The organism is Cupriavidus sp. H39, assembly GCF_050271075.1.
In the GTDB taxonomy this organism is placed as follows: domain Bacteria; phylum Pseudomonadota; class Gammaproteobacteria; order Burkholderiales; family Burkholderiaceae; genus Cupriavidus; species Cupriavidus necator_B.
Map to the genome: position 1 here is coordinate 1,946,423 of NZ_CP189848.1, position 24,958 is coordinate 1,971,380.

17 protein-coding genes are annotated in these 24,958 nt (G+C 70.8%); 12 read left to right on the forward strand and 5 right to left on the reverse strand.

The window, feature by feature from the left end; translation table 11 throughout:
- The first annotated feature begins 130 nt into the window (after positions 1–130).
- The 12 genes from ACOCMH_RS24445 (at position 131) to ACOCMH_RS24500 (ending at position 16,408) form a co-directional block, all read left to right on the forward strand.
- A complete protein-coding gene (locus ACOCMH_RS24445) occupies positions 131–1,375 on the forward strand; it encodes a formylglycine-generating enzyme family protein (protein ID WP_427309469.1) in 1,245 nt (414 codons plus the stop codon).
- A 55-nt stretch (positions 1,376–1,430) separates the two neighbouring features.
- Positions 1,431–2,504, forward strand: a complete 1,074-nt coding sequence (locus ACOCMH_RS24450) for an HAD family hydrolase (protein WP_427309470.1) — start codon at positions 1,431–1,433, stop codon at positions 2,502–2,504.
- 116 nt (positions 2,505–2,620) lie between these two features.
- Positions 2,621–4,318, forward strand: a complete 1,698-nt coding sequence (locus ACOCMH_RS24455; protein WP_427309472.1) for an arylsulfatase — start codon at positions 2,621–2,623, stop codon at positions 4,316–4,318.
- Positions 4,319–4,387: 69 nt separating this feature from the next.
- Positions 4,388–7,024, forward strand: coding sequence for a fused MFS/spermidine synthase (locus tag ACOCMH_RS24460; RefSeq protein ID WP_427309474.1), 2,637 nt, complete (start codon positions 4,388–4,390; stop codon positions 7,022–7,024).
- Positions 7,021–7,995 (forward strand): AAA family ATPase, encoded by a 975-nt coding sequence (locus ACOCMH_RS24465; RefSeq protein ID WP_427309476.1) that lies wholly within the window; start codon positions 7,021–7,023, stop codon positions 7,993–7,995. Before ACOCMH_RS24460 ends, ACOCMH_RS24465 begins: the two co-directional genes overlap by 4 nt.
- A 20-nt stretch (positions 7,996–8,015) precedes the next feature.
- The gene (locus ACOCMH_RS24470; protein WP_427309478.1) at positions 8,016–9,038 is read left to right on the forward strand and encodes a DUF58 domain-containing protein; all 1,023 of its coding nucleotides are present in this window, start codon (positions 8,016–8,018) and stop codon (positions 9,036–9,038) included.
- The gene (locus tag ACOCMH_RS24475; RefSeq protein ID WP_427309479.1) at positions 9,035–9,550 is read left to right on the forward strand and encodes a DUF4381 domain-containing protein; all 516 of its coding nucleotides are present in this window, start codon (positions 9,035–9,037) and stop codon (positions 9,548–9,550) included. The genes ACOCMH_RS24470 and ACOCMH_RS24475 overlap by 4 nt, the downstream gene beginning before the upstream one ends.
- The gene (locus ACOCMH_RS24480; RefSeq protein WP_427309481.1) at positions 9,537–10,616 is read left to right on the forward strand and encodes a vWA domain-containing protein; all 1,080 of its coding nucleotides are present in this window, start codon (positions 9,537–9,539) and stop codon (positions 10,614–10,616) included. Before ACOCMH_RS24475 ends, ACOCMH_RS24480 begins: the two co-directional genes overlap by 14 nt.
- Positions 10,616–12,292, forward strand: a complete 1,677-nt coding sequence (locus tag ACOCMH_RS24485; protein WP_427309483.1) for a VWA domain-containing protein — start codon at positions 10,616–10,618, stop codon at positions 12,290–12,292. Before ACOCMH_RS24480 ends, ACOCMH_RS24485 begins: the two co-directional genes overlap by 1 nt.
- Positions 12,293–12,336: 44 nt before the next feature.
- Complete coding sequence (locus ACOCMH_RS24490) at positions 12,337–13,665, forward strand: BatD family protein (RefSeq protein WP_427309485.1); 1,329 nt, start codon at positions 12,337–12,339, stop codon at positions 13,663–13,665.
- Positions 13,666–13,700: 35 nt separating this feature from the next.
- Positions 13,701–15,398, forward strand: a complete 1,698-nt coding sequence (gene aspT, locus ACOCMH_RS24495) for an aspartate-alanine antiporter (protein ID WP_427309486.1) — start codon at positions 13,701–13,703, stop codon at positions 15,396–15,398.
- A gap of 131 nt (positions 15,399–15,529) precedes the next feature.
- A complete protein-coding gene (locus ACOCMH_RS24500; protein WP_427309488.1) occupies positions 15,530–16,408 on the forward strand; it encodes a class II glutamine amidotransferase in 879 nt (292 codons plus the stop codon).
- Positions 16,409–16,440: 32 nt separating this feature from the next.
- Here ACOCMH_RS24500 and ACOCMH_RS24505 read toward each other — a convergent pair whose 3' ends face one another.
- The 5 genes from ACOCMH_RS24505 to ACOCMH_RS24525 form a co-directional block, all read right to left on the reverse strand.
- Entirely contained in the window at positions 16,441–18,858 is a 2,418-nt protein-coding gene (locus tag ACOCMH_RS24505; RefSeq protein ID WP_427309490.1) for a spermidine synthase, read from the reverse strand.
- Between the two features lie 30 nt (positions 18,859–18,888).
- Positions 18,889–19,635 carry a protein-L-isoaspartate(D-aspartate) O-methyltransferase gene (locus ACOCMH_RS24510; protein ID WP_427309492.1) on the reverse strand — a complete coding sequence of 249 codons (747 nt, stop codon included), beginning with the start codon at positions 19,633–19,635 and terminating at the stop codon, positions 18,889–18,891.
- Between the two features lie 84 nt (positions 19,636–19,719).
- A complete protein-coding gene (locus ACOCMH_RS24515; protein WP_427309494.1) occupies positions 19,720–22,533 on the reverse strand; it encodes an Hsp70 family protein in 2,814 nt (937 codons plus the stop codon).
- Positions 22,526–24,373 carry an Hsp70 family protein gene (locus ACOCMH_RS24520; RefSeq protein ID WP_427309496.1) on the reverse strand — a complete coding sequence of 616 codons (1,848 nt, stop codon included), beginning with the start codon at positions 24,371–24,373 and terminating at the stop codon, positions 22,526–22,528. Before ACOCMH_RS24520 ends, ACOCMH_RS24515 begins: the two co-directional genes overlap by 8 nt.
- On the reverse strand, positions 24,370–24,954 hold the full coding sequence (locus ACOCMH_RS24525) for a DUF2760 domain-containing protein (RefSeq protein ID WP_427309498.1): 585 nt from the start codon (positions 24,952–24,954) through the stop codon (positions 24,370–24,372). Before ACOCMH_RS24525 ends, ACOCMH_RS24520 begins: the two co-directional genes overlap by 4 nt.
- Between the last annotated feature and the right edge of the window lie 4 nt (positions 24,955–24,958).

The following is a 24,958-nucleotide window of genomic DNA, read 5'->3' on the forward strand; positions in this document are numbered from 1 at the left end:
CCGCAGCCTGCGAAAAAAACTTAATTCACTGCGCGCTGAAATCATAAAAAGCTGACTTCTGATTACTGTAGCCATCTGAGATCATTGTTTGCGCTGAATCAGCGCGGCTTTTGCATACAGAGACAATGGAATGAGCGGACAACGTGAAAGCGGCAATCCCGGCCCAGCGGCGGGGCGTTCCGGCTCAGCGGCACGGAAGCCCGGATGGCGCAGCGGCAAACGGGCGTGGCTGCTGGCCTTGCTCGGCCTCGGGATGGCCGCCGGCCTGGGCGGCAGCTACTGGTATCTGAAGGGTGGTACCCCGGCGGTGCCGGCCATTGTCGTCGGCGATGGCAAGAGCGGTCCGGCCGGCATGGTGCGCGTGCCCGGCGGCGAGTTCCTGATGGGCAGCGACAGCAAAATGGCGCAGCTCAATGAAAAGCCGGCGCACAAGGTGCGCGTGCATGCGTTCTGGATGGACCAGCACCATGTCACCAACGCGGAATTCCGCAAGTTCGTCGAAGCCACCGGCTATGTGACGACCGCCGAGCGCGCGCCCGACTGGGAAACCCTGCGCGTGCAGCTGCCGCCGGGCACGCCGCGCCCGCCCGACAGCGCGATGGTGGCAGGCGGCATGGTCTTCGTCGGCACGCCGCGGCCGGTGCCGCTGCAGGACTACTCGCGCTGGTGGCGCTATGTCCCCGGCGCGGACTGGCGCCATCCGACCGGCCCCGGAAGCTCGATCGAGGGCAAGGACAATCACCCGGTGGTGCAGGTCTCGTACGAAGACGCACAGGCCTACGCCAAGTGGGCCGGCAAGCGGCTGCCCACCGAGGCGGAATGGGAGTTCGCCGCGCGCGGCGGGCTGGAGCAGGCCACCTATGCCTGGGGCGAGCAGTTCGCCCCGGACGGCAAGCAGATGGCCAATGTCTGGCAGGGCCAGCAGAACCAGCCGTTTCCGGTGGTCAGTCCCAAGGCCGGCGGGGCGCTGGGCACCAGCCCGGTCGGCACGTTCCCCCCCAACGGCTATGGCCTTGCCGACATGACCGGCAACGCCTGGCAGTGGGTGGCGGACTGGTACCGGGCCGACCAGTTCCGGCGCGAAGCCGGCAAGGCCCAGCCGATTGAAAATCCGATGGGCCCGCTGGCGTCATGGGATCCGTCCGAACCGGGCGTGCCAGTCAACGCGCCCAAGCGCGTCACGCGCGGCGGCTCGTTCCTGTGCAACGAGGACTTCTGCCTGAGCTACCGCCCCAGCGCGCGGCGCGGCACCGATCCCTTTAACAGCATGTCGCATCTCGGCTTCCGCCTGGTGATGGACGAGGGCCGCTGGGCGGAGCTGCAGCGGCGGCCACCGGTGGCCATGGCCGGCACGGCCGCGCCGGCGGCGCGCTAGCCCCGCTCGCGCCACCTTGCCTTCGACACGGCAGCACGCGACAGGAGCGATCAACATGAACCGGGCAGCGCCCCTCGCAACCTTTACCAGCCACGCGCGCACGGCCATCGCCGCACTGGCGCTGGCCGGCCTGGCGCTGGCCGGCTGCTCGACCCCAGCCAGCGCGCCCGTCGCGCAGGATGGCGCCGCGCAGGCGGTGCAGCCGGCGGGGCCGGCGCTGGCATCGTGGCGCGACGGCGCGGCCCGGCAAGCCTTGCTGAAGTTTGTCGCCGACGTGACGCAGCCGGGCTCGCCCGGCTTCGTTCCGCCCGAGGCGCGCGTGGCCGTGTTCGACAACGACGGCACGCTGTGGAGCGAGCAGCCGCTGTACTTCCAGTTCTTCTTCCTGCTCGACCAGGTCCGCGCCGCCGCGCCGCAGCACCCAGAATGGCGCGGCAACCCGGCGTTCAAGGCGCTGATGGCCAACGACATGGAGGGCCTGATGCGCAACGAAAAGCAGCTGGCCGGGCTGATCGCCAACGCCAACAGCGGCATGACCGTGGACGACTACGACCGCACCATCCGCGACTGGCTGGCCAAGGCCCGGCATCCCAAATTCAACCGGCCGTACACCGAACTGGTGTACCAGCCGCAGCTGGAGCTGCTGTCCTACCTGCGCGCCAACGGCTTCAAGACCTACATCGTCTCGGGCGGCACCATCGATTTCATGCGGCCGTGGAGCCAGGCCATCTACGGCATCCCGCCCGAACAGGTGATCGGTTCCTCGCAGGCGGTGCGCTACCAGCTGCGGGACGGCAAGCCGGTGCTGGTGCGCGATCCCAAGCTGGAGTTTGTCGATGACGGGCCGGGCAAGCCGGTCGGCATCTACCGGCATATCGGCCGCCGCCCGATCCTCGCCGTCGGCAATTCCGACGGCGACCTGCAGATGCTCGAGTACACCACGGGGGGCGAGGGCCCGCGCATGGGCGTGCTGGTGCATCACGACGATGCCGAGCGCGAGTTCGCCTATGACCGCCAGTCCAAGGTCGGCAAGCTCGACAAGGCCCTGGACGCGGCCCGCGCCAGGGGCTGGACGGTGGTCAGCATGAAGCGGGACTGGCAGCAGGTCTATCCGGCCGGCAAGCCATGACCATCACGGGATCAGCAGTAAACCGACCGTAACGGGTCAACCAACGGAGGCTGGATATGCACCGAGTTGAAGAACGCATAGTCAGGCGGCGGAGTTCCAGGCTGGTGATGCTGGCCATGGCGGCCGTTGTGGTCGCGGTGACGGGCTGCGACAAGAAGGAAACGCCGCCCAAGGCGCAGCAGCCGGCGGCACAGGCACCCGCCGCGGCGCCTGGACCGACCGCGGCCGCACCGGTACCGGGCAAGGAGAATCCGCCGGTGGCGACCAGCGCACCGGTTCCGGCGGCGTCCGCGCCGGCGCTGGCAGCGCCAGCCGCGTCCGGCAAGAAGCCGAACATCCTGGTGATTTTTGGCGATGACATCGGGCAGACCAACATCAGCGCCTATAGCCATGGGGTGGTCGGCTACCGGACCCCGAATATCGACCGCATCGCCCAGGAAGGGATGCTCTTCACGGACTACTACGGCGAGAACAGCTGCACGGCGGGGCGTTCCACCTTCATCACCGGTGAAGTCGGGTTGCGTACGGGCCTGCTGAAAGTCGGCATCCCGGGTGCACCGGTCGGCCTGCAGGCGCAAAACGTGACCATTGCCCAGGCGCTGAAGCCGCTCGGCTATGCGACCGGCCAGTTCGGCAAGAACCATCTGGGCGACCGCAACGAGTACCTGCCTACCGCGCACGGCTTCGATGAGTTCTTTGGCAACCTGTACCACCTGAATGCGGAAGAGGAACCGGAGCGGCCGTACTACCCGAAGAACGACGAGGCCTGGGTCAAGGCCAACGCACCGCGCGGTGTGATCCATTCCTTTGCGGACGGCAAGGTCGAAGACACCGGGCCGCTGAACCGCAAGCGCATGGAAACCATTGACGATGAGACCACGACGGCGGCGATCGGATTCATGGACAAGCAGGTGAAGGCCGACAAGCCTTTCTTCGTGTGGATGAATACCACGCGCATGCACGTGTTCACCCATGTACGCGAATCGATGCGGGGGCAGAGCGGCATGCCCGGCAACGAGTATGCCGACGGCATGATCGAACACGATGGCCACGTCGGCAAGCTGCTCAAGGCGCTGGATGACCTGAAGGTGGCCGACAACACGATCGTGATCTACAGCACGGACAACGGCCCGAACCAGTTCAGCTGGCCGGATGCCGCGACCACGCCGTTCCGCAGCGAGAAGGACACCAACTGGGAAGGGGCATTCCGTGTGCCGGCGATCATCCGGTGGCCCGGCCGCATCAAGCCCAACACGGTGTCCACGACCATGATCTCCGGGCTCGACTGGTTCCCCACGCTGCTGGCCGCGGCCGGCGATGCCGATGTCAAGGACCGGCTGCTGAAGGGCACCAGCTTTGGCGGAAAATCATTCAAGGTGCACCTGGATGGCTACAATTTCCTGCCATACCTGACCGGGCAGACCAATACCGGGCCGCGCCAGGATTTCTTCTACTTCAATGATGACGGCGTACTGGTGGCGATGCGCCACAACGACTGGAAGTTTGTCTTCTGCGAACAGCGCCAGCCCGGCGGCTTCCAGGTGTGGGCCAACCCGTTCACCTGCCTGCGCGTGCCCAAGGCGTTCAATCTGCGCATGGATCCGTATGAGCGCGCGGATGTCGTTTCCGACCAGTACTATGACTGGACCGCGAAGAACGCCTACATGATCAGTTATGCGTCCTCCCGCGTGGCTCCATTCCTCCAGTCGTTCAAGGACTACCCGCCCAGCCAGCGGCCGGCGAGTTTCACCATCGACCAGATGACCGAGGCGGTGATGAAATCTCTCGACAAGGGAGCCGCCGGGGGCAAGTAGCAGCCGGCGTTACCGGCCAGTCAGCTTCCGCCTGGCGGGCTGGCTGGTCCATACCATAGGGATCGCACCATGGCAGAAGCGCGCGCCGGCGCAAGCTCCGGCAAGGAAACGGTGCGGTATGCGACGGCCAGGCGCGGGCAAGCAGCCCGTGCCGCCGTGCAGGCAGGGCAGGATCCGCTGGTTTTGCATGAAGCCGCGCGGGGGCCTGCCCTGCTGCTTTTTGCCTCGGGCACTGCGGGGCTGGTCTACCAGGTGCTATGGATCAGGCAGCTTGCCCTGGTGGTGGGCATCGAGGTCCATGCCGTCACCGCCGCCGTGAGCGCATTCTTCGGCGGGCTGGCGCTGGGCGGCTGGATCTTCGGGCGCATCGCTGACCGCGGTGGCCGTCTTCTCAGGCTGTATGCCGCGCTGGAAATCGCGGTGCTGGTGCTGGGTGTGGCTGCCACGCTGGCACTGGCCCAGGCCGCCGCACCGTTTGCCTGGCTGGAAAGCCGGGTGGGCATGCTGGCGTGGGCGTTGCCGTTGGTCCTGGTGATCCTGCCAGCGGCCGTCATGGGCGGAACGCTGCCGGTGCTGGTGCGCGTGCTGGCCTCGCGCCCCGGCTGCGTTGGCACGCACGGCGGGCGGCTCTACGCCGCCAACACCGCGGGCGCGATTGCCGGCACGCTGCTGGCGGGCTTTGTATTGCTGCCCGCGCTCGGCATCCTCGGCAGCGCCATCGCGGCGGGCGCACTCAATGGCGCGGCTGCGCTGGGGGCCTGGCTGCTCGATCGTCGCGGGCCCGCCGCCGCCGCGGCAGGCGGCGCCAGTGCAGCGCGCGGCGCCGCTGCTGCGCGCGATGCCGCTAATGGCAGGCTCGCGTTGCTGCTGTACGCCGCCGCCGGGGGCATCGCGCTGGGTTACGAGGTGGTCTGGTCGCAGGCCATCGTGCAATTTCTCAGCACCCGCACTTTCGCTTTCACCGTGGTGCTCGCCACCTATCTGTCCGGCCTGGCGCTCGGCAGCGTTCTGGCCGCGCGCCACGCCGATCGCGTGCGCGACCCCTGGGGCGCCTTCGGCCTGCTGGTGGCGGCCGCCGGGCTGGTGGCCTTGCTCGAATTCGTGCTGCTGGGCGAATGGCTGCTGCGTGCCCAGGGCAGCCTGTCGGCGTGGGTGCAGGGCGTCAGCGCCAGCCCGCTGCTGGCGGCTTGCGCGAGGTTCGCACTGGCGGCGCTGACGGTGGTGTTCGTGCCGACGCTGCTGCTGGGCGCGGCGTTCCCGTTCGTGCTGCGCGTCAGTGTGGACAGCCGGCGCATTGGCGCGGGCGTCGGCAGCGTGGTGGCGCTCAATACGCTGGGCGGCATCGCGGGTACGGCGCTGGCCGGTTTCGTGCTGGTGCCGTACCTGGGCCTGGTGCGTACCCTGTCGCTGCTGGCGATTGCGGCGGCGGTGGTCGGCGTGGTGGCGGTGGCGCTGGGCAGCGGCGTGCGGCCCCTGGCGCGCTGGACCGTGCCGATGGTGGGCGTGCTGGCCGTGATCGCCGCCGCGCTGGCGCCGCCGGACCGCTTCGCCACCCTGCTGGCGCAGGCGCGCGGCGGCGAACTGGTGTTCTACGAGGAAGGGCGCGGCGCCACCGTGGCGGTGCTGGAGCAGGCCTCCGCCAGCAACCGTTTCCGCCGCCTCTATATCCAGGGCGTGTCCAATTCCGGCGACGCCATGACCTCGCAGCGCTATATGCGCCTGCAGGCGCTGCTGCCGTTGATCGTGCATAACGGCGCGCCGAAGTCGGCGCTGGTGATCGGGCTGGGCACCGGCATCACGGCGGGCGCCACGCTGGCATGGCCGGGGCTGGAGCGGCGCGTGGTGGCGGAACTGCTGCCGCCGGTGGCGCGCGCGGTGCCCCGCTTTGAGGGGAATTTCGGCGTCGCCTCCGATCCGCGCGTGGAGATCCGCCTGCGCGACGGCCGGCGCGAGTTGCTGCAGAGCCCGCAGCAGTATGACCTGGTCACGCTGGAGCCGCCGCCGCCGTCGGCCGCCGGCGTGGCCAACCTGTATTCGACCGATTTCTACCGCCTGGCGGCGGCGCGGCTGCAACCCGGCGGGCTGGTGGCGCAGTGGCTGCCGCTGCCGACGCAGAACGACGAGGACACGCGCATGCTGGTGCGCAGCTTCCTGGACGTGTTCCCGCACGCCACGCTGTGGACCACCGAGCTGCACGAAATGATGCTGGTAGGCTCGATGGCGCCGCTGGCGCTGGATGCCGCGCAGATCCGCGCGCGCTTTGCGCAGCCCGGGGTCGCCGCGGCGCTGCAGGCCGTCGGCGTGCGCTCGGCGGCGGCGCTGATGGCCACCTGGGTCACCGACCGGGCCGGGCTGGACTGGTATGCCGCCGATGCGCCGCCCGTGACCGACGACCGGCCGCGCATCGAGTATGCCGGCTGGGTCCGCCCCGACGCCTTCCCGGAGTCCCTGTCCAGGCTGCTGGCGCTGCAAAGCGAGCCGCCGCTGGCCGGCGCCGACGACGCCTTCTGGCGCGAGCTGCGCCACCAGCGCCAGGTCCTGCACACGTTCTACCGCGCCGGCCTCGACGCCTACCGCGGCGATCGCGAGGCCTGGGCCAGCCATATCACGCAGGCCATGCGCGCCGATCCCGACAATCCCTACTATGCATGGTTCGTCGGCGGCCAGGCCCGCCGCGCCCCGGCCGCAACAAGGAATACCCCATGAGCACGCGCGACGACGTCCTGGCCCTGCAGCAGCGCATGGGCGAGTCGATCGTGGGCCAGCAGCGCATGATCGAACGCCTGCTGCTGGGCCTGCTGGCCGACGGCCACCTGCTGGTGGAGGGCCTGCCGGGGCTGGCCAAGACCCGCGCCATCAAGATGCTGGCGCGCAACCTGGATGCGCGGCTGTCGCGGATCCAGTTCACCCCGGACCTGCTGCCGGCGGATATCACCGGGTCGGAGATCTACTTCACCGAAGGCGGCAAGGGCGAATTCCGCTTCCAGGCCGGCCCGGTGTTCGCCAACCTGGTGCTGGCGGACGAGGTCAACCGCTCGCCGGCCAAGGTCCAGGCGGCGCTGCTGGAAGCGATGGAAGAGCGCCAGGTCACCGTGGGCGGCACCACGCACCAGCTCGAGCCGCTGTTCCTGGTGATGGCCACGCAGAACCCCATCGAACAGGAGGGCACGTACCCGCTGCCAGAGGCGCAGATGGACCGGTTCCTGATGCATATCAGCGTGAGCTACCCGGAAGCGGATGCCGAGGCCGATATCGTCAGGCTGGCGCGCGCGGAAGAGGCCGGCGGCGCGGCCGGCGGTGGCGCGGCGCCGGTGCGGCTGGCGCCCGAGGCCATCTTCACCGCGCGCGCGGAGATCCATGGCATCTACGTCAGCGAGGCGGTGGAGCGCTACATCGTCACGCTGGTGCAGGCCACGCGCGACCCCAAGCCGGTCGACGACGACCTTGACCAATGGATCCAGGTGGGCGTGAGCCCGCGCGGCTCGATCGGGCTGGACAAGGTGGCGCGCGCGCATGCGTGGCTGCGCGGGCGCGACTTCGTCACGCCCGAGGACGTGCAGGCCGTGGTCGGCGACGTGTTCCGGCACCGGCTGATCCTGTCGTACGAGGCGCATGCGGCCGGCGTCGGCGCCAATGCCGTGATCGAGCGCCTGGTGCAGCAGGTGGCGGTGGCCTGAGCGCCAGCGAGGCCACTACCATGCGCCTGCCATTCCAACGCGCCATCGCCCGCGCCGCGCCGGCGGCGCACGCGCCATCGTCGCAGGCGGTGCCTGGTGTCAGTGTCGATGCCGCGGCGCTGGCCAGGCTGGAGGTGGCCGCGCGCGACTTCCACTTCCTGCCGCGCCAGCCGGTGCACAGCGTGCTGGCCGGGCGCCATGCCTCCAGGGTGCGAGGGCGCGGCCTGGCCTTCGAGGAACTGCGCCTGTACTTGCCCGGCGACGATCTCCGCAGCATGGACTGGCGCGTGACCGCGCGTACCGGCCAGCCCCATGTGCGCGTCTATACCGAGGAAAAGGACCGTCCGGTGCTGCTGGTGGTGGACCAGCGCATCAACATGTTCTTCGGCAGCCGGCGCGCGATGAAATCGGTCAGCGCGGCCGAGGCCGCGGCGCTGGCCGCGTGGCGCGTGCTGGCTCAAGGCGACCGGGTCGGCGGCGTGGTGCTGGGCGATGCCCGCATCGAGGCGTTTGCGCCGCGCCGCAACCGCGACGCCGTGCAGCAGCTGCTGGGCGGGATCGCGCGCTTCAACCAGGCGCTGCGCGCCGATGCGCCGGCGCGCCGTGCCGCGGGACAGCTGAACGCGGCGCTGGAGCGCACCACGCGCATGGCGCGCCACGATTGCCTGGTCATTGTGATCAGCGATTTCGACGGCCATGACGCCCGCACCCGCGACCTGATGCTGGCGCTGGCCACGCACAACGATGTGCTGACCATCCTGGTCCACGATCCGTTCCTCGGCGAGCTGCCGGGTTCGGGGCAGCTGGTGGTCAGCGACGGCGAACTGCAGGTCGAGCTGGGCTTTGGCCACGCCGCCACGCGGCGCGGCATCGCCGAGTTTGCCGATGCCCGCGCCAGGTCGCTGCTGGACTGGCACCATGCCATGGGCGTGCCGCTGCTGCCGTTGTCGACGGCCGAGGAGACCGCGCCGCAAATGCGCCGGCTGCTGGGCCGGCCGCTGCAGCAAGCGCCGCTGCGGCAACGCACGGGAGCGGCGCGATGAGCCTGACCCACAGTGCTGGCCCGGCCACCCTGGCGACGCTGGCCGACCTGTCCGTGCCGCCGCCGCCATCGTGGCTGCCGCAGACCATTGGCTGGCCGATCGCCGCTGGCATGCTGCTGCTGGCGCTGGCCTGGGCGGCCTGGCGCGCGTGGCGGCGCTACCGTGCCAACCGCTACCGGCGCGAGGCGCTGGCCGAGCTGGCGGCGCTGCCGCTGGAAACTGACCCGATGCGCCGCGCCACGGCGCTGCGCGCGATGGCGGCGCTGCTCAAGCGCACCGCGCTGGCGGCATGGCCGCGCGCACAGGTGGCCAGCCTGACCGGCGGCGGCTGGGCCGAATTCCTGCAGGCGCATGCGGGGCGCGCCCGGGACGTCGCGCCGCAACTGGCCGCGCTGGTGCACGACGCCGAGTACCGCGGCGACGCGGCCCTGGCGCAATGGCCGGACCCCCAGGTGCGGGCCGTCGCCGCGGCATGCCGGCGCTGGATCGCTGAGCACCATGTACCAGTTTGAATACCCCTGGCTGTTCGTGCTGCTGCCGCTGCCGTTGTTGCTGTGGTGGTGGCTGCCGCCGTACCGCGAGGAAAGCCCGTCGGTGCGGCTGCCGTTTTTTGGCGAGGTGGCGAGTGCCGCCGGGCTGACGCCCGCGGCCGGTGCCGTGGTGCCGCGCCGCAACCGGCTGCAATGGGTGCTGGCGCCGCTGGCATGGGCCCTGGTGGTGACGGCGCTGGCGCGGCCGCAGTTTCTCGAAGCGCCGGTGCAGAAGGTGCAGCCCGCGCGCGACCTGCTGCTGGCGCTGGACCTGTCGCAGTCGATGGACACGCGCGACTTCCGCGATCCGTCGGGCGCACTGATCCCGCGTGTGCAGGCGGTGCGGCAGGTGGTCAGCAATTTCGTGGCAAGACGCCCGGGCGACCGCATCGGCCTGGTCGTGTTCGGCGACGCGCCATACCCGCTGGCGCCGTTTACGCTGGATCATCAGCTGGTGCAGACGCTGCTTGCCGGCCTGCTGCCCGGCATGGCGGGGCCGAGCACGGCGCTGGGCGATGCAATCGGGCTTGGCATCAAGATGTTCGAGCACAGCGAAGCGCCGCAGCGGGTAATGATCGTGCTGACCGACGGCAACGACACCGCCAGCCGGATGCCGCCCGAGCGCGCCGGCGGCATCGCCCGCGAGCGCAAGGTGGTGGTGCATACCGTCGGCATCGGCGACCCCAACGCCGCGGGCGAAGATAAGGTCGACCTGGAGGTGCTGCAGCGCCTGGCGGCGCAGACCGGCGGGCGCTATTTCTTCGGCGCCGACCAGGCCGGCCTGGAAACCATCTACGCCACGCTCGACCAGATCACGCCGCATGACCAGAAGACGCTGTCGTGGCGGCCGCGGCGCGAGTTGTTCATGTGGCCGCTGGGCGCCGCGCTGGCGCTGGTGCTGGCGTACCAGGTGCTGATGTTCGGGTATTCGGCATGGCGGTCGCGGCCGCGTCTGCGCCAGGCGGCTGAAGCGGCCGGAGTGGCCGGGGACGCTGACACCGCGGACCCGCCAGTCGCCATGGCGGATGCCGCCGGAGGCGGGCGCTGATGCTGGCCTGGCTGGACTCGCTCTCGCATTTCCATTTCCTGCGCCCGTGGTGGCTGCTGGGGCTGCTGCCGGCCGCGCTGCTGGTGTGGGCGGTGGGGCGCCGCGGCGACGTGCGGCGGCGCTGGCGCGAGGCCATCGCGCCGCACCTGCTCGACGCCCTGATGCTGGGCGAACGCCGCCGCCTGGCGCTGCGTCCGGTGCACCTGACCGCGTTGCTGCTGGCGCTGGGCGCCGTGGCGCTGGCGGGGCCGAGCTGGCGCCAGGAGCGCCCGCCGTTCCTCGATGACAAGGCGCCGCTGGCGATCGCCGTGGACCTGTCGCCCAGCATGGACGCGGTCGACGTCACGCCGACGCGGCTGGAGCGCGCCAAGCTCAAGATCAAGGCGCTGCTGGCACGCCGCGACGGCGGCCGCACGGCGATCTACGCCTATGCCGGCTCGACCCACCTGGTGCTGCCGCTGACCGACGACGCCAGCCTGCTGCAGACCTTCGCCGATGCGCTGCAGACCCGCATCATGCCGGTGCCGGGGCGCGACATGGCGCAGGCGCTGCGCGTGATCGACGCCGACCTGAAGCACGAGCCGGTGCCCGGCACCATCCTGTTCCTGACCGACGCCGTCGACCCAGCCGCCGCCGCGGCCTTCCGCGCCCAGGCAGACAGCGGCCGCAGCCAGCCGGTGGTGCTGGCGCTGGGCACCGCGCAGGGCGGCCCGCTGCGCAATGCCGCGGGCGGCTTGGTCGAGCGGGATGGCGCGCGCGTGTTTGCGCGCCTGGATGAGGCGGCGCTCAAGCGCTTCGGTGATGACAGCGGCGTGCCGCTGGCGACCTTTACACCCGGCAGCGACGACGACGTGGCCTGGGTGCAGCGCCACGTGCAGTCGCATCTCGAACGGATCCAGGCCGGCGACCGCGCGCGCTGGAAGGATGAAGGCTGGTGGCTGGTGCCGCCGATCGCGCTGCTGGCGATGCTGTGGTTCCGCAAGGGCTGGACCGTGCGCTGGAGCGCCGGCCTGCTGCTGGCGCTGGCATTTGCCGCGCCGCCCGAGGCCCGCGCGCAGTCATCCACGCAAGCCGCTGCACCAGCATCCACGCCGGCCGATGCCGTACGCCCATGGCGCTTTGCCGACCTCTGGCTGACACACGACCAGCAAGGCCGGCGCGCCTTCGAGCAGGGCGACTTTGCCCGCGCCGCCACGCTGTTCGACGATCCGATGTGGCGCGGCGTCGCGCAGTATCGCGCGGGCCAGTATGCGCAGGCGGTGCAGAGCTTCGCACTGGTCGATTCCGCGCAGGCAGACTACAACCAGGGCAATGCACTGGCGCGGCAGGGCCAGTACCAGCAGGCCGCCGCGCGCTATCGCCAGGCGCTCAGGCGCCAGCCACAATGGCCCGCGGCAACCGCCAACCTGGCGCTGATGGAAAAGCTGCTGGCGCAGCAGACACCCAGACAGAAGCCAGACCCCGACGACGAGGAAGAGCCCCCGGACCTGCCTCCGGACGAGATCAAGTACGACGCCGCGAAGCCGCCAGAGTCGGGCGGCAAGTCGCTGCAGGTCGGCCTGACGCAGGACGCGGCGATGTGGATGCGCGCGATCCAGACCACGCCGACTGACTTGCTGCAGCGCAAGTTCGCGCTGCAGCAAGGGCAGGGCGCGCCCGCGCAGGCGCCGCGATGAGGGCCGGCGCGGTGCTCCGCCGGGTTGCACCTCTGCTCCTGCTGATGACGGCGTGGCTGTGGCCGTGGCTGGCGCGGGCGGCGGCGGAGCCCATCGTGCGCGTCGAAGTGGGTGCGCGGCAGCCGGTGCTGGTGGGGCAGCAAGTCGGCATCGACATCACCATCCTGGCGCCCAACTACTTCCTGTCGGCGCCGGCGTTCCCGGCGCTGCAGGTGCCGGGCGCCGTCGTCACCCTGCCTGATGCGCGCGCACTGAATTCCACGGAGACCATCGACGGCGTGGTCTATGCGGGCATCCGCAAGACCTATGCGTTCACCGCCGAGCAGGATGGCGAGTTCCGGCTGCCGGCGGTGGTCATCCGATTTACCTACGCCGGCGACGACGGCGCACCGCGCCAAGGCAGTGTCACCTTGCCCGTCACCACGATCCGGGCTGGCGCCGGGGGCACCGGCACCGCCGCCGCGGGCGGCAGCGCGGGCCGGCGGTTGCTGCCGGTGGCGCGGCTCACCGTGACGCAAACGCTGGACCATGATCCCGACCACGGCGTGGTGCGGCTGCACGCGGGCGATGCGCTGGTGCGCACCGTCACCACCTTTGCGCCGCAGACCCAGGCGATGAGGATCGTTCCGCCGCAGGCCGCGGCGCCGCGCGGCGTGCGCATGTTCCGCGCGGATCCGCGCTTGTCCGATCATGCGGATGCCGCGCCGGGGCCGGGCGGCACGCGCATCGATACGCTGACCTATGTCTTCGAGCGGCCCGGCAGCTATACGCTGCCCGCGGTCACGATGGACTGGGTCGATCCCGCGACGCGGCAGCCTGCCACGTCGGAGGCGCCGATGGTGAAGATCGAGGTGGCCGCCGCGCGCAACGCCGGGGCGCTGGCGCCAGGCGGACCCTCGGCCGGCGCGCTGCCCGGCGAGGGCGGCTGGCCGTGGCGGACGCTGCTGTGGGCCGCGGGCGCGCTGCTCGCCGCCGCGGCGCTGGCTGCGCTGTGGCGTCGGCTAGGACCGCGACTGGCCCGCCTGCAACAACGGCGCGCCGCGCGTCGGCACACCCGCGCCGAGCGCCCCGACGCGCGCCTGGCGGCGACGCTGCAGGCCTGCCGGTCGGGCGATGCCGCCGCCGCCAGCCAGGCGCTCGACGGCTGGACCCGTGCCGTCCACGGCACCACGCCCGCGGCCTGGGCCGAGGCGGTCGGCGATGCCGGCCTGGCCGCAGCCGTGACCGGGCTGCAACGCCACCTTTACGGGCCGGCCCGGGCCCTGGCCGCCTGGGACGGCGGCCCGCTCCTCCAGGCGCTGGGGCGGCACGCCATCGCGGCCACGCCGCGCCGCCGGCACGCCAGGCCGGCGCTGCCACCGCTCAATCCCTGACCTCCTGCTCCCCCTCCACTCAACCCGCGCCCCCGATGACCTGTACCGTTGATTTCTTTGCTGCCAACCCGCTGCTGGTGCTGTTCCTCACCGTCGGACTCGGTTACTTCGTCGGCAAGGCGCGGGTCGGGCCGATCCAGCTGGGGGGCGTGTGCGGCACGCTGATCGTCGCGCTGCTCATGGGCCAGACCGGCTGCCAGATGCATGGCGAACTGAAGGACATGGCCTTTGCCTTGTTCATCTTCGCCATGGGCTATTCCGGCGGGCCGCAGTTCTTTGCCAACCTGAATCGCTCGAGCCTGCGCTATATGGTGTTGCCGCTGGTGGAGGCCGTCGTGGTGCTGGCGATCGCGCTGGGCGCGGCGGCGTACCTGGGCTTTGATCCGGGCACCGCCGCCGGGCTTGCCGCAGGCGCCGCGACCGAATCGGCGGTGGTGGGCACCGCCGCCGAAGCGCTGAAGCACCTGGGCCTGGACGCCGCCACCGTGGGCCGCTACGAGGCCAATATCGCCACCGCGTATACGCTGACCTACCTGGTCGGGCTGATCAGCATCGTGTTCTTTACCAGCCAGATCGCGCCGGCGCTGCTGGGCATCGACCTGCGCAAGGCCGCGCGCGAGGTCGCGGCCCGCATGGAGGCCGCGTCCGACGACGACGTGGCCACCCAGCCGGCGCTGCCGCGCCTGACCGGGCGCGCCTTTTCGGTCCACCAGGCGGCTGGCATGACGGTCAGCCAGTTGCAGCAACAGGTGGGCGGCCGGGCGTCGGTGGTCATCGTATTGCGGGATGGCGCCCGCATCGAGCTGGGCGACGACGATACCGTGCAGGCTGGCGATATCCTGGCCATGGTCGGCATCCGCAGCAACCTGCTGAAGGCCGCCACGCTGATCGGGCCCGAAGTGCTGCTGCCTGAAGCGCATACGGACGCCATCCAGCTGGTGGAAAAGCACGTGGTGGTGAACCGGCGCCGGGTCAACGGCAAGACCCTCGGCGAACTGGCGCGCCTGGCCGGCGCGCGGCGCCTGCGCGAGGTCTGGGTGCTGCAGGTGCGGCGCTCGGGCCTGTCGCTGCCGATCACGCGCTCGACGCCGCTGCAGCTGGGCGACGTGATCACCGTCGTCGGCCTGGAGCCGTCGCTGTCCGAGGCCATCGGCGGCATCGGCGTGGAGGTCAAGGCCACCGAGGTGACCGACCTGGTGTTCCTGTGCGCGGGCATCCTGGCCGGCCTGCTGGTGGGCACGCTGAGCCTGCACGCGGGCGGCATGAACCTCACGCTGGGCAGCGGCGGCGGGGCGCTGCTGAGCGGGCTGGTGTTCGGCTGGATCCATTCGCGGAAACCGTCGCTCGGCACCTTTCCCGCGTCCGCGGTGCAGATCCTGAAGGACCTTGGCCTGGCGGTGTTCGTCGCCTGCGTCGGGCTGTCCGCCGGGCCGGATGCGATCGCGCTGATCCGCGAGCACGGCGCGGTGCTGCCGCTGATCGGGCTGGCGGTGTCCCTCGGACCGGCGTGCCTGTCCTTGTGGATCGGGCACAAGCTGCTCAGGATCGAAGGCCCGCTGCTGCTCGGCGCGATTGCCGGGCAGCATGTCAGCACCCCGGCTATCAGCGCCATCCTGGCCGCCAGCCAGAGCTCGGTGCCGCTGCTGGGCTACACCATCACCTATGCCATCGCCAATGTGCTGCTGCCGGTGCTGGGGCCGATCATCGTTTCGCTGGCCTACCGCTTCACCTGAGCAGCAGATGGCCGAGGTCACCGGCAGGTGCCTGACGGACCATTTCTTTGCCGTTCGCGCCGCGCCGTCCTACAACTGGAGTGGGGGCGTAGTGCACCGCGCCGCACCCGCAAAGGACAAGGAGGAGCAATATGTGCCGCTGGCTGGCTTACTCGGGCAGATCCGTTGCGTTGGAAACGGTGCTGTTCCAGCCGGAACACTCGTTGATCGACCAGAGCCTGAATTCCCGGCTCGGCCACACCACCACCAACGGCGATGGCTTTGGCGTCGGCTGGTACGGGCGCCATGCCGAGGTGCCGTTCCGCTACCGCTGCCTGCACCCGGCGTGGAGCGACACCAACCTGCGCGAGACCGCCCGCGCCGTGCGCGCGCCGATGTTCGTCGCGCACGTGCGCGCGGCCACGGGCACGCCGACGCAGGAAACCAACTGCCATCCGTTCCGCTTCGGCCGCTGGCTGTTCGTCCACAATGGCCTGATCCGCGACTATCCGCTGGTGCGGCGCGACCTGATGATGGCGGTGGCGCCGCACCTGTTTCGCTGGATCGAGGGCTCAACTGATTCCGAGGTGATGTTCTTCCTGGCGCTGAGCTTTGGCCTGGAGCGCGATCCGGTCGGCGCGCTGGAACAGATGGCCGGGCTGATCGAGGAAGTCGGGCAGCGCCACGACGTGCAGTTTCCGCTCAACATGACGGTCTGCGTGACCGATGGCCAGCAGATCGTCGCGGTGCGCTATTCGAGCGAGACCAACTCGCGTTCGCTGTTCCACAGCACGTCGTTCCGGCAGCTGCGCGAACTCTATCCGGACGACCCGCGCATCGCCGCGGCGGGCGACGACGCCTTCCTGGTCCTGTCGGAGCCGCTGATCGACGTGCAGGGGGTCTGGGAGGAGATTCCCGAGGGCACCATCCTGGTGGCGCGCGGCGGCGAGATCGACCGCCACCGCTTCGTGCCGCGCCGGCCGAACCCGCCGCCCTTGCACGCGCCCCAGGGCAATGCGGCCGGGGGCTGATGCCACGGGCGCATCGGCAGCGCACCCGTCGCTCAGGGGCACGCCAGCGCGGCGGCGACATACAGCAGCAACGCCACCAGCACCACCACGGTAAAGCCGGCGTGGATCGCCAGCAGCGTGGCCAGCACCGCGGCCACCACCGAGGCGCAGGCGTTGATGCCCCAGGCCCACGGCACCAGCGTGCCGTCGCGTGCCGCGACCCTGGACAGGCCTAGCGGGAACGGCATGCCCATCAGGAAGGCCAGCGGCGCGATCAGCGCCACCGCGATGCCGACCCTGGCGGGATCCGGCAATGCGATCAGCAGCCTGAACACCAGTGGCAGCGCCGCAAGATAGACCAGCGACGCGGCACAGATGCCGCCGATCGCCAGCGCCGCCTGGCGCCGGCCGCGCCCGGGCAGGCGCGGGGCATAGCGGCTGCCCAGCCCGGCAAAGCACAGGAACGCGCATAGCACCACCGCGACGGCATAGAGCGGGTGGCTCAGGAACAGGATGAATTTCTGGATAAAGGCGATCTCGACGAACATGAAGCCGAGCCCGACCGCGCCGAAGTAGCAGCCGGTGCGCCATGCCGGCACGGGCAGTTGCGCTGCACCCTGGCCGCCGGACGCCAGGCGCCGGCGCAGCACCCGCAGCGGCACGCCGATCAGCAGCATGGCCGCGGCCGTGGCCTGCAGCAGCGTGGCCACCAGCACCGGATAGCCCCAGTCCAGCAGTGGCAGCCCGCCCTGCGCCTTCAGCGCGAGCAGTTCCGGCAGCGTGCGCCACTTGAAGAAATGAAAGAAGTACGGCCGGTCGTCGGTGGCGGGCCGCACGTCGAACTTGTAGCGCGACAGGAAGCGTTCGTGCTCAGGGCCAAGCAGGGCCTGCGCGGCCGCGTAGAAGTCGGGCTGGTCGAGCACGTTGTAGCGATTGGCCTCGCCCGGCCGGATGCCGGGATAGTATTCCACGTCGAATGAGCGGGCCCGGCTGAAATCGCGCAGCGCGTCGATTTCCGCGGGAAGGAAGTCGCCGTGCTTCACCAGCAGCGTAGCCGTCTTCCAGCCGCGCACCAGCACCAGCCGGCGCGACGGCTCGGGTACGCCCGCGCGCGCCATCGCCGCCACGGCCGTGGCAAACAGTTTCGGGATGTCGCGCGGCGGCAGCGACACCCAGCGCGTGATCGCCAGCAGGCCGCCGGGCCGCAGGTGGCGCAGGTATTCCGCGAACGCTTCCACGGTATAGAGGTAGCTTTCGGAGAGCGCATACAGGCCCGCCGACGAGGTGCTGAAGGAGTCCAGCAGCGCCACCTGGATCAGGTCGTAGCGGCGGTCGCTGGCGGCCAGGAAGCCCCGCGCCTCGCCGACATGCACCTGCACGCCTGGCGCGCTGTACGGCTTGCCGGAGAACGCACCGAAGCGGTCCTGCACCAGTCCGATCACCTGGGCGTTCAACTCCACGGCATCGACCGTGCTGGCGCCGTGGTAAAGCGCCTGCAACACGTCGGCGCCGGCACCGCTGCCCAGCACCAGCACGCGCGGCGCCTGCAGCAGGTGATACGGCAGGGCAGAGGTCAGGTCGCCGAGGTAGGCGAGCGGTTCGCGCCGGCCGTCGTAGTGGTTGAGCGCGCTCAGGCCATCGCCGTCGGTCAGCACGGCGAGTTGCGGCGGCGGCTCCGCCGTGGCATTGAGGCTGAGCCCGGGCGCATGCCGCAACGGGATCGACGGACTCTCGACCACCGTGACCAGGCCGAGCGGACTCGAGCGCTGCGCCACCACGCGCGCGTCGCCGATGCGCAGCACCTGGCTCAGTTCCTTGTACTCCGACGGTCGCAACGCCATCCAGCCGCCGGGGATGGCCGCCGGCACGATGGCCGCCGCCAGCAGCAGTGCCGGCAGCCAGGGGCGATGCGCGCGGCATTCCATGCAGGCCAGCGCCGCGGCTGTCATGCCTGCCATGCTGACCAGGCGCAGGGCATCGATCGGATCGAGCACGAACAGCGCGGCGATGATGCCCAGCGCACCCAGCCCGGCGCCGAGGATATCGAAGCTGTAGAGGCGGGGCACCTGCAGGGGAAAGCGGGCAAAACTCAGGCAGACGCTGGTGGCCGCGCACAGGAACGGCACGAACAGCAGCAGGTAGATCGCCACCAGGCGCAGCGGCTGCGATGGCTCCCACAGGATTTCCAGCGGGTTGAACCCAACCCGCTGTGCAAGCTCGAAGCAGGCCATGGCGCTGATGCCGAACAGCAGCGCGCCGCCGGCAAACACCGGCATGAAATGCCGGACCAGCGTGGGCTGCGCCAGTGCCACCAGCGCCCCCGCGGCGCCGTAGCCGAGCAGCGCCACGCTGATCATCATGTAGGCGAAGTGATGCCACAGGATGATGGAAAGCAGCCGCATCAGCAGGATTTCATAGCCCAGCGCGGCGGCGGAGAGCAAGGCCAGGGCAAACAGCGGCGGGCGTGGCATCGGGTAAGCCGGCCGGCGGCGGGCCGCGCCTCAGTGCTTGCCGACCAGCGGCACGAAGCGGACCGGCAGGATCTGCCGGGTGCTGACGGTGCCGTCCGCGGATTTTTCGACCAGCAGCAGATACTGCGTCAGGAACTGCGCGCCCACCGGGATCACCATGCGGCCGCCCGGCTTCAACTGGCGGATCAGCGGCGGCGGCACGTGGCTGGCCGCGGCGGTGACGACGATCGCGTCATAGGGTGCATGCTCGTCCCAGCCGTAGTAGCCGTCGCCCACCTTGCACGCCACCTGCCGGTAGGCCAGCCGGGTCAGGCGCTCGCACGCCTGGCGCCCGAGCGGCTCGATGATCTCGATGGTGTAGACCGCGCGCGCCAGCCCGCCCAGCACCGCGGCCTGGTAGCCGGAGCCGGTGCCGATCTCGAGCACGGTGTCGCCGGGCCGGAGCTGCAGCAGGTCCGTCATCAGCGCAACGATATACGGTTGCGAAATGGTCTGGCCATGGCCGATCGGCAGCGGCCGGTTTTCATAGGCGTGCGGCTTCTGCGGGTCGGGCACGAATTCATGGCGTGGCACCTGGCCCATGACGGCCATCACGCGCGGGTCGAGCGCATGCCGGCCGCTCTGGGCGCCGGCGGCCGCCGCGACTGCGGCAATCTCGGTGACCATATCGGCGCGCTGCGGCGAGCGGGCGTCGTCGCCGGCCGCGGCGGCATGGCCGAGCCAGGCCAGGGCGAGGGCGGCAAGGCAACGGAAGGGAGGCGGCGCGGACGGCTTCACGACGGGACAGGCAGGGAACCTACCGTCATCGTAGGCCATCGGCCCCGGTCGCGCCCGCAAGTGGCAAATGCGTGGCTTGCCGGCCTATCCCGCGATCAGCTTGAGGCCGGCAGGCAGCGCCTCGCCGAATACCCGTCCTTCGTCGGCGGCATCGAGTTCCACCACTTCGCGCACCATTGCAATCCATGCTGGCGGCGCATTGGCAGCCTCCAGCCGGCGCACCACGTTCGCGCGAATCTCGTCCGGCAGGTCGCGGGTGCGGTCGCCGGTCATGCGCGCGATCTGCACGGCGGCGAACGCGGCCGGCTCGACCTTTTTCCAGTCGAGCGCAAGGATGGCGTCCAGCCATGGGCCGGCGGTCTCGGCCGGCACCACGCTGTGCGCGCTGCCGTAGAACGGCATGCGCGCGCCGATGCGGCCCACCGCCCACCAGCCCTGGTTGTTCTCGGAGGGCTTGCGCAGCCGGGCCAGCAGCCATCCGGCCAGCTCGATCTTGGCGTCGGCGGGCAGGCGCTCGAGCGAGCCGGCGAGGCGCACCATGTCGGCATAGCCGCCGCGGGTCGGTCCGGCCGGCTTCTTGTAGCGGCCGCTGCCCGGCGGCTGCAAATAGAAGGCCATGTCTTCCAGCAGGCGCAGCTGCGCGCTCTCGTCCAGCCCGCCGGCGGCGCGCCGCCACAGCGTCCACCATTCCGACCAGTTCTGGCTTTCGTTCACGTACTGGATGCCCTGGTCGTACTGCGACCAGAGTTGCCCGACGCGCCATTCGTCAAGCGGGTAGCCGAAGCCCGGGCGCACGCAATAGCCGGCCAGGTTCAGCCAGACGCGCTCATGGTCGGCCGTGCGCCGCCGCCGTTTGGCACGTTCCCACAAGGCGCCGAACAGCTCGCGCAGCAGCGCGCTGTCCCACTGCTCGCGCGCGCCCAGCAGCTGCTCGAGCTGCGCGCGCAGGCGCTTGACCTCCTTGGGACCGACGTCCTGCGAGCGTGCGCCAAAGGTTCGGTCTATCACCTCCAGCGCTTGCGGCAGCGATGGGTGTGCCGCCTCGGCGGTGAGGGCGGCGGCTGCCGCCGGGGCATCGTGGCCGCGCAGCTGGAACTCCAGGCGCCATCGCCGCGCGGTGTCTTCGATGTCGATGCAGTGGACCTCGAGCGTACCGACCTCGGTCAGCGCGGTGGTGATCTGCACCGGCGTTTCGCGCGGGCCACCGGCGCCGCGCGTCGGCACCACGGTGGCGATCGGCGGCAGGCGCACGAAGTCGCCGCCAGCCAGGTCGGTCAGCGCGCCAGGCTGGTAGGGCGTCTCGGCCACCGACGAAACCAGGTGGAACTGCACCGGGTGGCCGAGCCGCAAGGCGAAGGTGCGGTCGTTGAGAGCGATCTCATGGCCTTCTTCGGTGCCGCGCGGCAGCAGGCAGATCCCTTGCTGGCCCGCGGCGCCGTCGTCGAGCACCAGGAAATAACTGCGCGCCGAGCCGCCGCCGATACGCGGCGCCTGGCCGGCGCGTGCGCGCGCATACGCGACCGCGCCACGGGCCACGGCAATGTCGGGATCGGCGTTGTGCAGCACCTGCAGCGGCGTGCCGCGCCAGCCCCCCAGCGTCTCGGCGAGGCGGTCGGCCAGTGCCTGCGCGCGGAACACGCCGCCGTTGAGCAGCAGGGTATCGGGCACCGGCAGCGCGTGCTCTGGCGTATCCGCGATGTCAAGTGCGGCGCGCGATTGCGCCGCGTGCTGGCTCAGGAAGGCGGCCACGTGCCGGGTCACGGCAGGGTCGGACGCATACGGCAGGCCGAACTCGACAATCGCGCCGCGCGCGCGCCCGGGCCGTTCGCCGGCGGGCACGCTGGGGAAGAAGCCGTCGACGACCAGCTGTTCGACGTCCTGCCGCGTCACGTCCACCGAACGTGCGCCGCCGATCAGCCGGGCGCCCGCGCCGAGCAGCGTCACCGTGACCGAATCGGGCGCATCCGCGCCCAGCAGCTGTTCCTTGGCGGCGCGGCAGCGCGCGACCAGCTGCGACAGGCTGGCCGCCGACAGCCGTGGCTGCGCCGGTCCGGCCGACGCGAGCCGCGCTTCAACCAGGTGCGCCAGCCCCAGGTCCATGTTGTCGCCGCCCAGCATCAGGTGGTTGCCCACGCCGATGCGGGTCAGTTGCGGCTGCCCGTCCTGCATCGCCACGCAGATCAGCGTGAGGTCGGTGGTGCCGCCGCCGACGTCGCAGATCAGCACCAGGCGGGTTTGCGCCAGGTCCTGGTCCAGGGTCCGCCGATGGTGGAACAGCCAGTCGTAGAGCGCGGCCTGCGGCTCCTCGAGCAGGCGCAGCGCGGGCAGCCCGGCCAGGCGCGCGGCTTCCAGTGTCAGCGCGCGCGCGCCCTCGTCGAACGAGGCCGGCACGGTGAGCACCACGTCCTGGTGTTCGAGCGGCGCGTCGGGGAAGCGGTGGTTCCAGGCGGCGCAAACATAGCCGAGGTAGCTGGCGCTGGCGACCACCGGCGAGATCTTGTCGAGATCCTCCTCGCCGCCCCATGGCAGGATCGGCGCGGTGCGGTCGACCGCGGCATGCGACAGCCAGCTCTTGGCGCTGGCCACCAGCCGGCCCGGCACCTGCGCGCCCAGCGTCGCCGCCAACCGGCCGAACACGGTCCGGCGCGCGGCGGCACTTGCCGCCGATTGCCAGGGCAACTGCAGGTCATCGCCGTTGAGCTCGCCCGGCGCCGCGTGGTAGCGCACCGACGGCAACAGCGGGCGCGCCGCGACCTCGCCGGGTGCGACCAGCTGGTCGATGTCGAACACGCGGATATCGTCCGACCCGGCCCTGGCATAGGCCACTACGGTGTTGCTGGTGCCAAGGTCGATGCCGACGACGTATTGCTGCATCGCCGGTGCCGCGGCTTCAGGCATCGGCAGTGCCGCGTACGTCGAATTGGACCTTCCAGCGTTCGCCGCTGCCGCGCGGCACGGCCTCGAGCTCGAGCGTGCCGGCCTCGGTCACGCGCGCATGCAGCCTGACCGGCACCACGTCGCCCGCGGTACGGCCCTCGGCGGGCAGGGTCGCCTGGATTTCTTCCAGTTCCTGCAGCTCTTCCGGCCCCCAGTAGTCCAGCAGGGTGCCGACCTGGTCCTGGCGGCGCACCGACGAGCCAAAGAAGCGGAAGTGCACCGGCTCGCCGACCACCAGGCCGAATTCCTGCGGCGGCAGCTCGGCCTCGGTGCCTTCCTCCATGCCGAACGGCGCCAGGCACAGCGCCTGGATCGGCGGCTCGAAGCCCGGCACGGCCGGCATCGACGATTCCACCGCCACGTAGTAGGCGCGCGCGGTGCCGCCGCGGATGCGCACGCCCTTGCCGCGCCGCACATAGCCGTAATAGGCGGCGCCGCGTGCCACCGCCAGGTCCAGCTCGGCGCCGTCGAGCAGGCGCGCCGGCGCCGCGCCTTCGGCGCCGAGCCAGCCGTTGAGGGTCTGCAGGATGCGGTCGACCAGCAGGCCCGACTTGAACACGCCGCCATTGAACAGCACGGCGGTGGGGTGCAGCAACGTGGCGCCTTCCGGCTGCGCGGACTGCAGGCCTTCGATGTCGGCCAGCGCCGCCACCTGCCGGCCCAGGAACGCCGCCAGGTGCCGCGTGATGGCCGCATCCTGCGCATAGGGCAGGCCCAGCTGCGTCAGGCCGGCGCGGGCCCGGCTGACCGGGCGCGCCGACGCGTCGACTTGTGGGAAGAATCCTTCCAGGATGGTCTGGGTCAGTTCGGCGCGGGTCAGGTCGGTGCGGATCGAGCCGCCGATCAGCTTCGCGCCGCGGCTGGGCACGACCAGCGGCACGCTCTCGGTGGCCGGGTCGGTCAGCAGCGTTTCCTTGGCGGCGCGGCAGGCATAGGTCAGCGCGCGCAGCTGCCACGGATCGGCCTGCGTGCCTTGCGCGGCGAGCTTGCGCGCGACCACGTGCGCCAGCGCCAGGTCCATGTTGTCGCCGCCCAGCAGGATATGGTCGCCGACCGCGATGCGATGCAGTTCCAGGTTGCCTTCGCGCTCGATCACGGCGATCAGCGACAAGTCGGTGGTGCCGCCGCCGACATCGACCACCAGGATGATGTCGCCCACCTTGACCTGCTTGCGCCATTGGCCGCCGCTCTTCTGGATCCAGCTGTAGAGCGCGGCCTGCGGTTCCTCGAGCAGCGTCATGCGGGCATAGCCGGCCGCCGCGGCGGCTTCGGCGGTCAGCTCGCGCGCGGCGGGATCGAACGATGCGGGGATCGTCACGGTGATGTCCTGCGCGCTGAACGGCGCCTCGGGGTGGGCCTGGTCCCAGGCCTCGCGCAGGTGCGTCAGGTAGCGTACCGAAGCCTCCAGCGGCGACACGCGCAGCACCTCGGGCGGCGCGTCGGCAGGCAGGATCGCCGCGCGGCGGTCGACGCCGGGATGGCACAGCCAGCTCTTGGCGCTGGACACCAGCCGGATCGGCGTGCCCGCGCCGCGGCTGCGCGCCATCTCGCCGACGGCGAAGTCGCGCGCGGCGCTCCACGGCAGGCTCAGGTCGCCAGGCGCGAGTTCGCTGGCGTGCGGCAGGTACAGGAACGAGGGCAGCAGGTCGAGGTCCTCGACCGCGCCGGGCGCAGTCAGCTGCGTGATCGGCAGCACGTGCAGGCTGGTCTTCTCGCCATCGCTGGCGGCCAGGTCGACATAGGAGACCGCGCTATGGGTCGTGCCCAGGTCGATGCCGATGGCATAGCGCGCCTCGCTCATAGCTCCACCTCGGCGGGGGCGATCACGCTGGCGTCATGGCGTTCGGCCAGGCGCGGCAGGCGCACTTCCTCGACCTTCCAGCCGCGATGGCTGATGGCGCCATGGAACGGCGCGCTGCCCACCACGTTGCCGGTCAGGCGGATCGCGCTGGCGTCGAAGCCGTCGGCCAGCGTCACGCGGCTGCCTTCCGCTTCTTCGCGCACCGGGCGGATGGTGAAATGCTCGCGCAGCACCGCGCGGCAGCCGTCGTGCACCAGGCGCGCGGCGGCGCCGATCTCGGCGTCGGCATAGCGCGCGATGTCTTCCTCGACGAAGTCGACAAAGCGCGCGTCGCGCTGGAGCAATCCGAGCAGCTGGAGCGCGGCGACGGGACTGGCTTCCTTCAATGCGGGCGCGCTTTCCGAAACCGGCGCGGCAACCGGCGCGGGGGCAGGTGCCGGGGCCGCGCCCGCCTGCGCAGCTGGCCCGCCTTCGCGCAGTCGCTTGACGCGGCCCGCCAGGTCCGGGTTGCCAAGGATGGCGAAGAACGTGCCCAGGGCAAGCGAGAGCCTGCCAAAGAAAGAGAGGTTCGAGTCAGGCATGAAT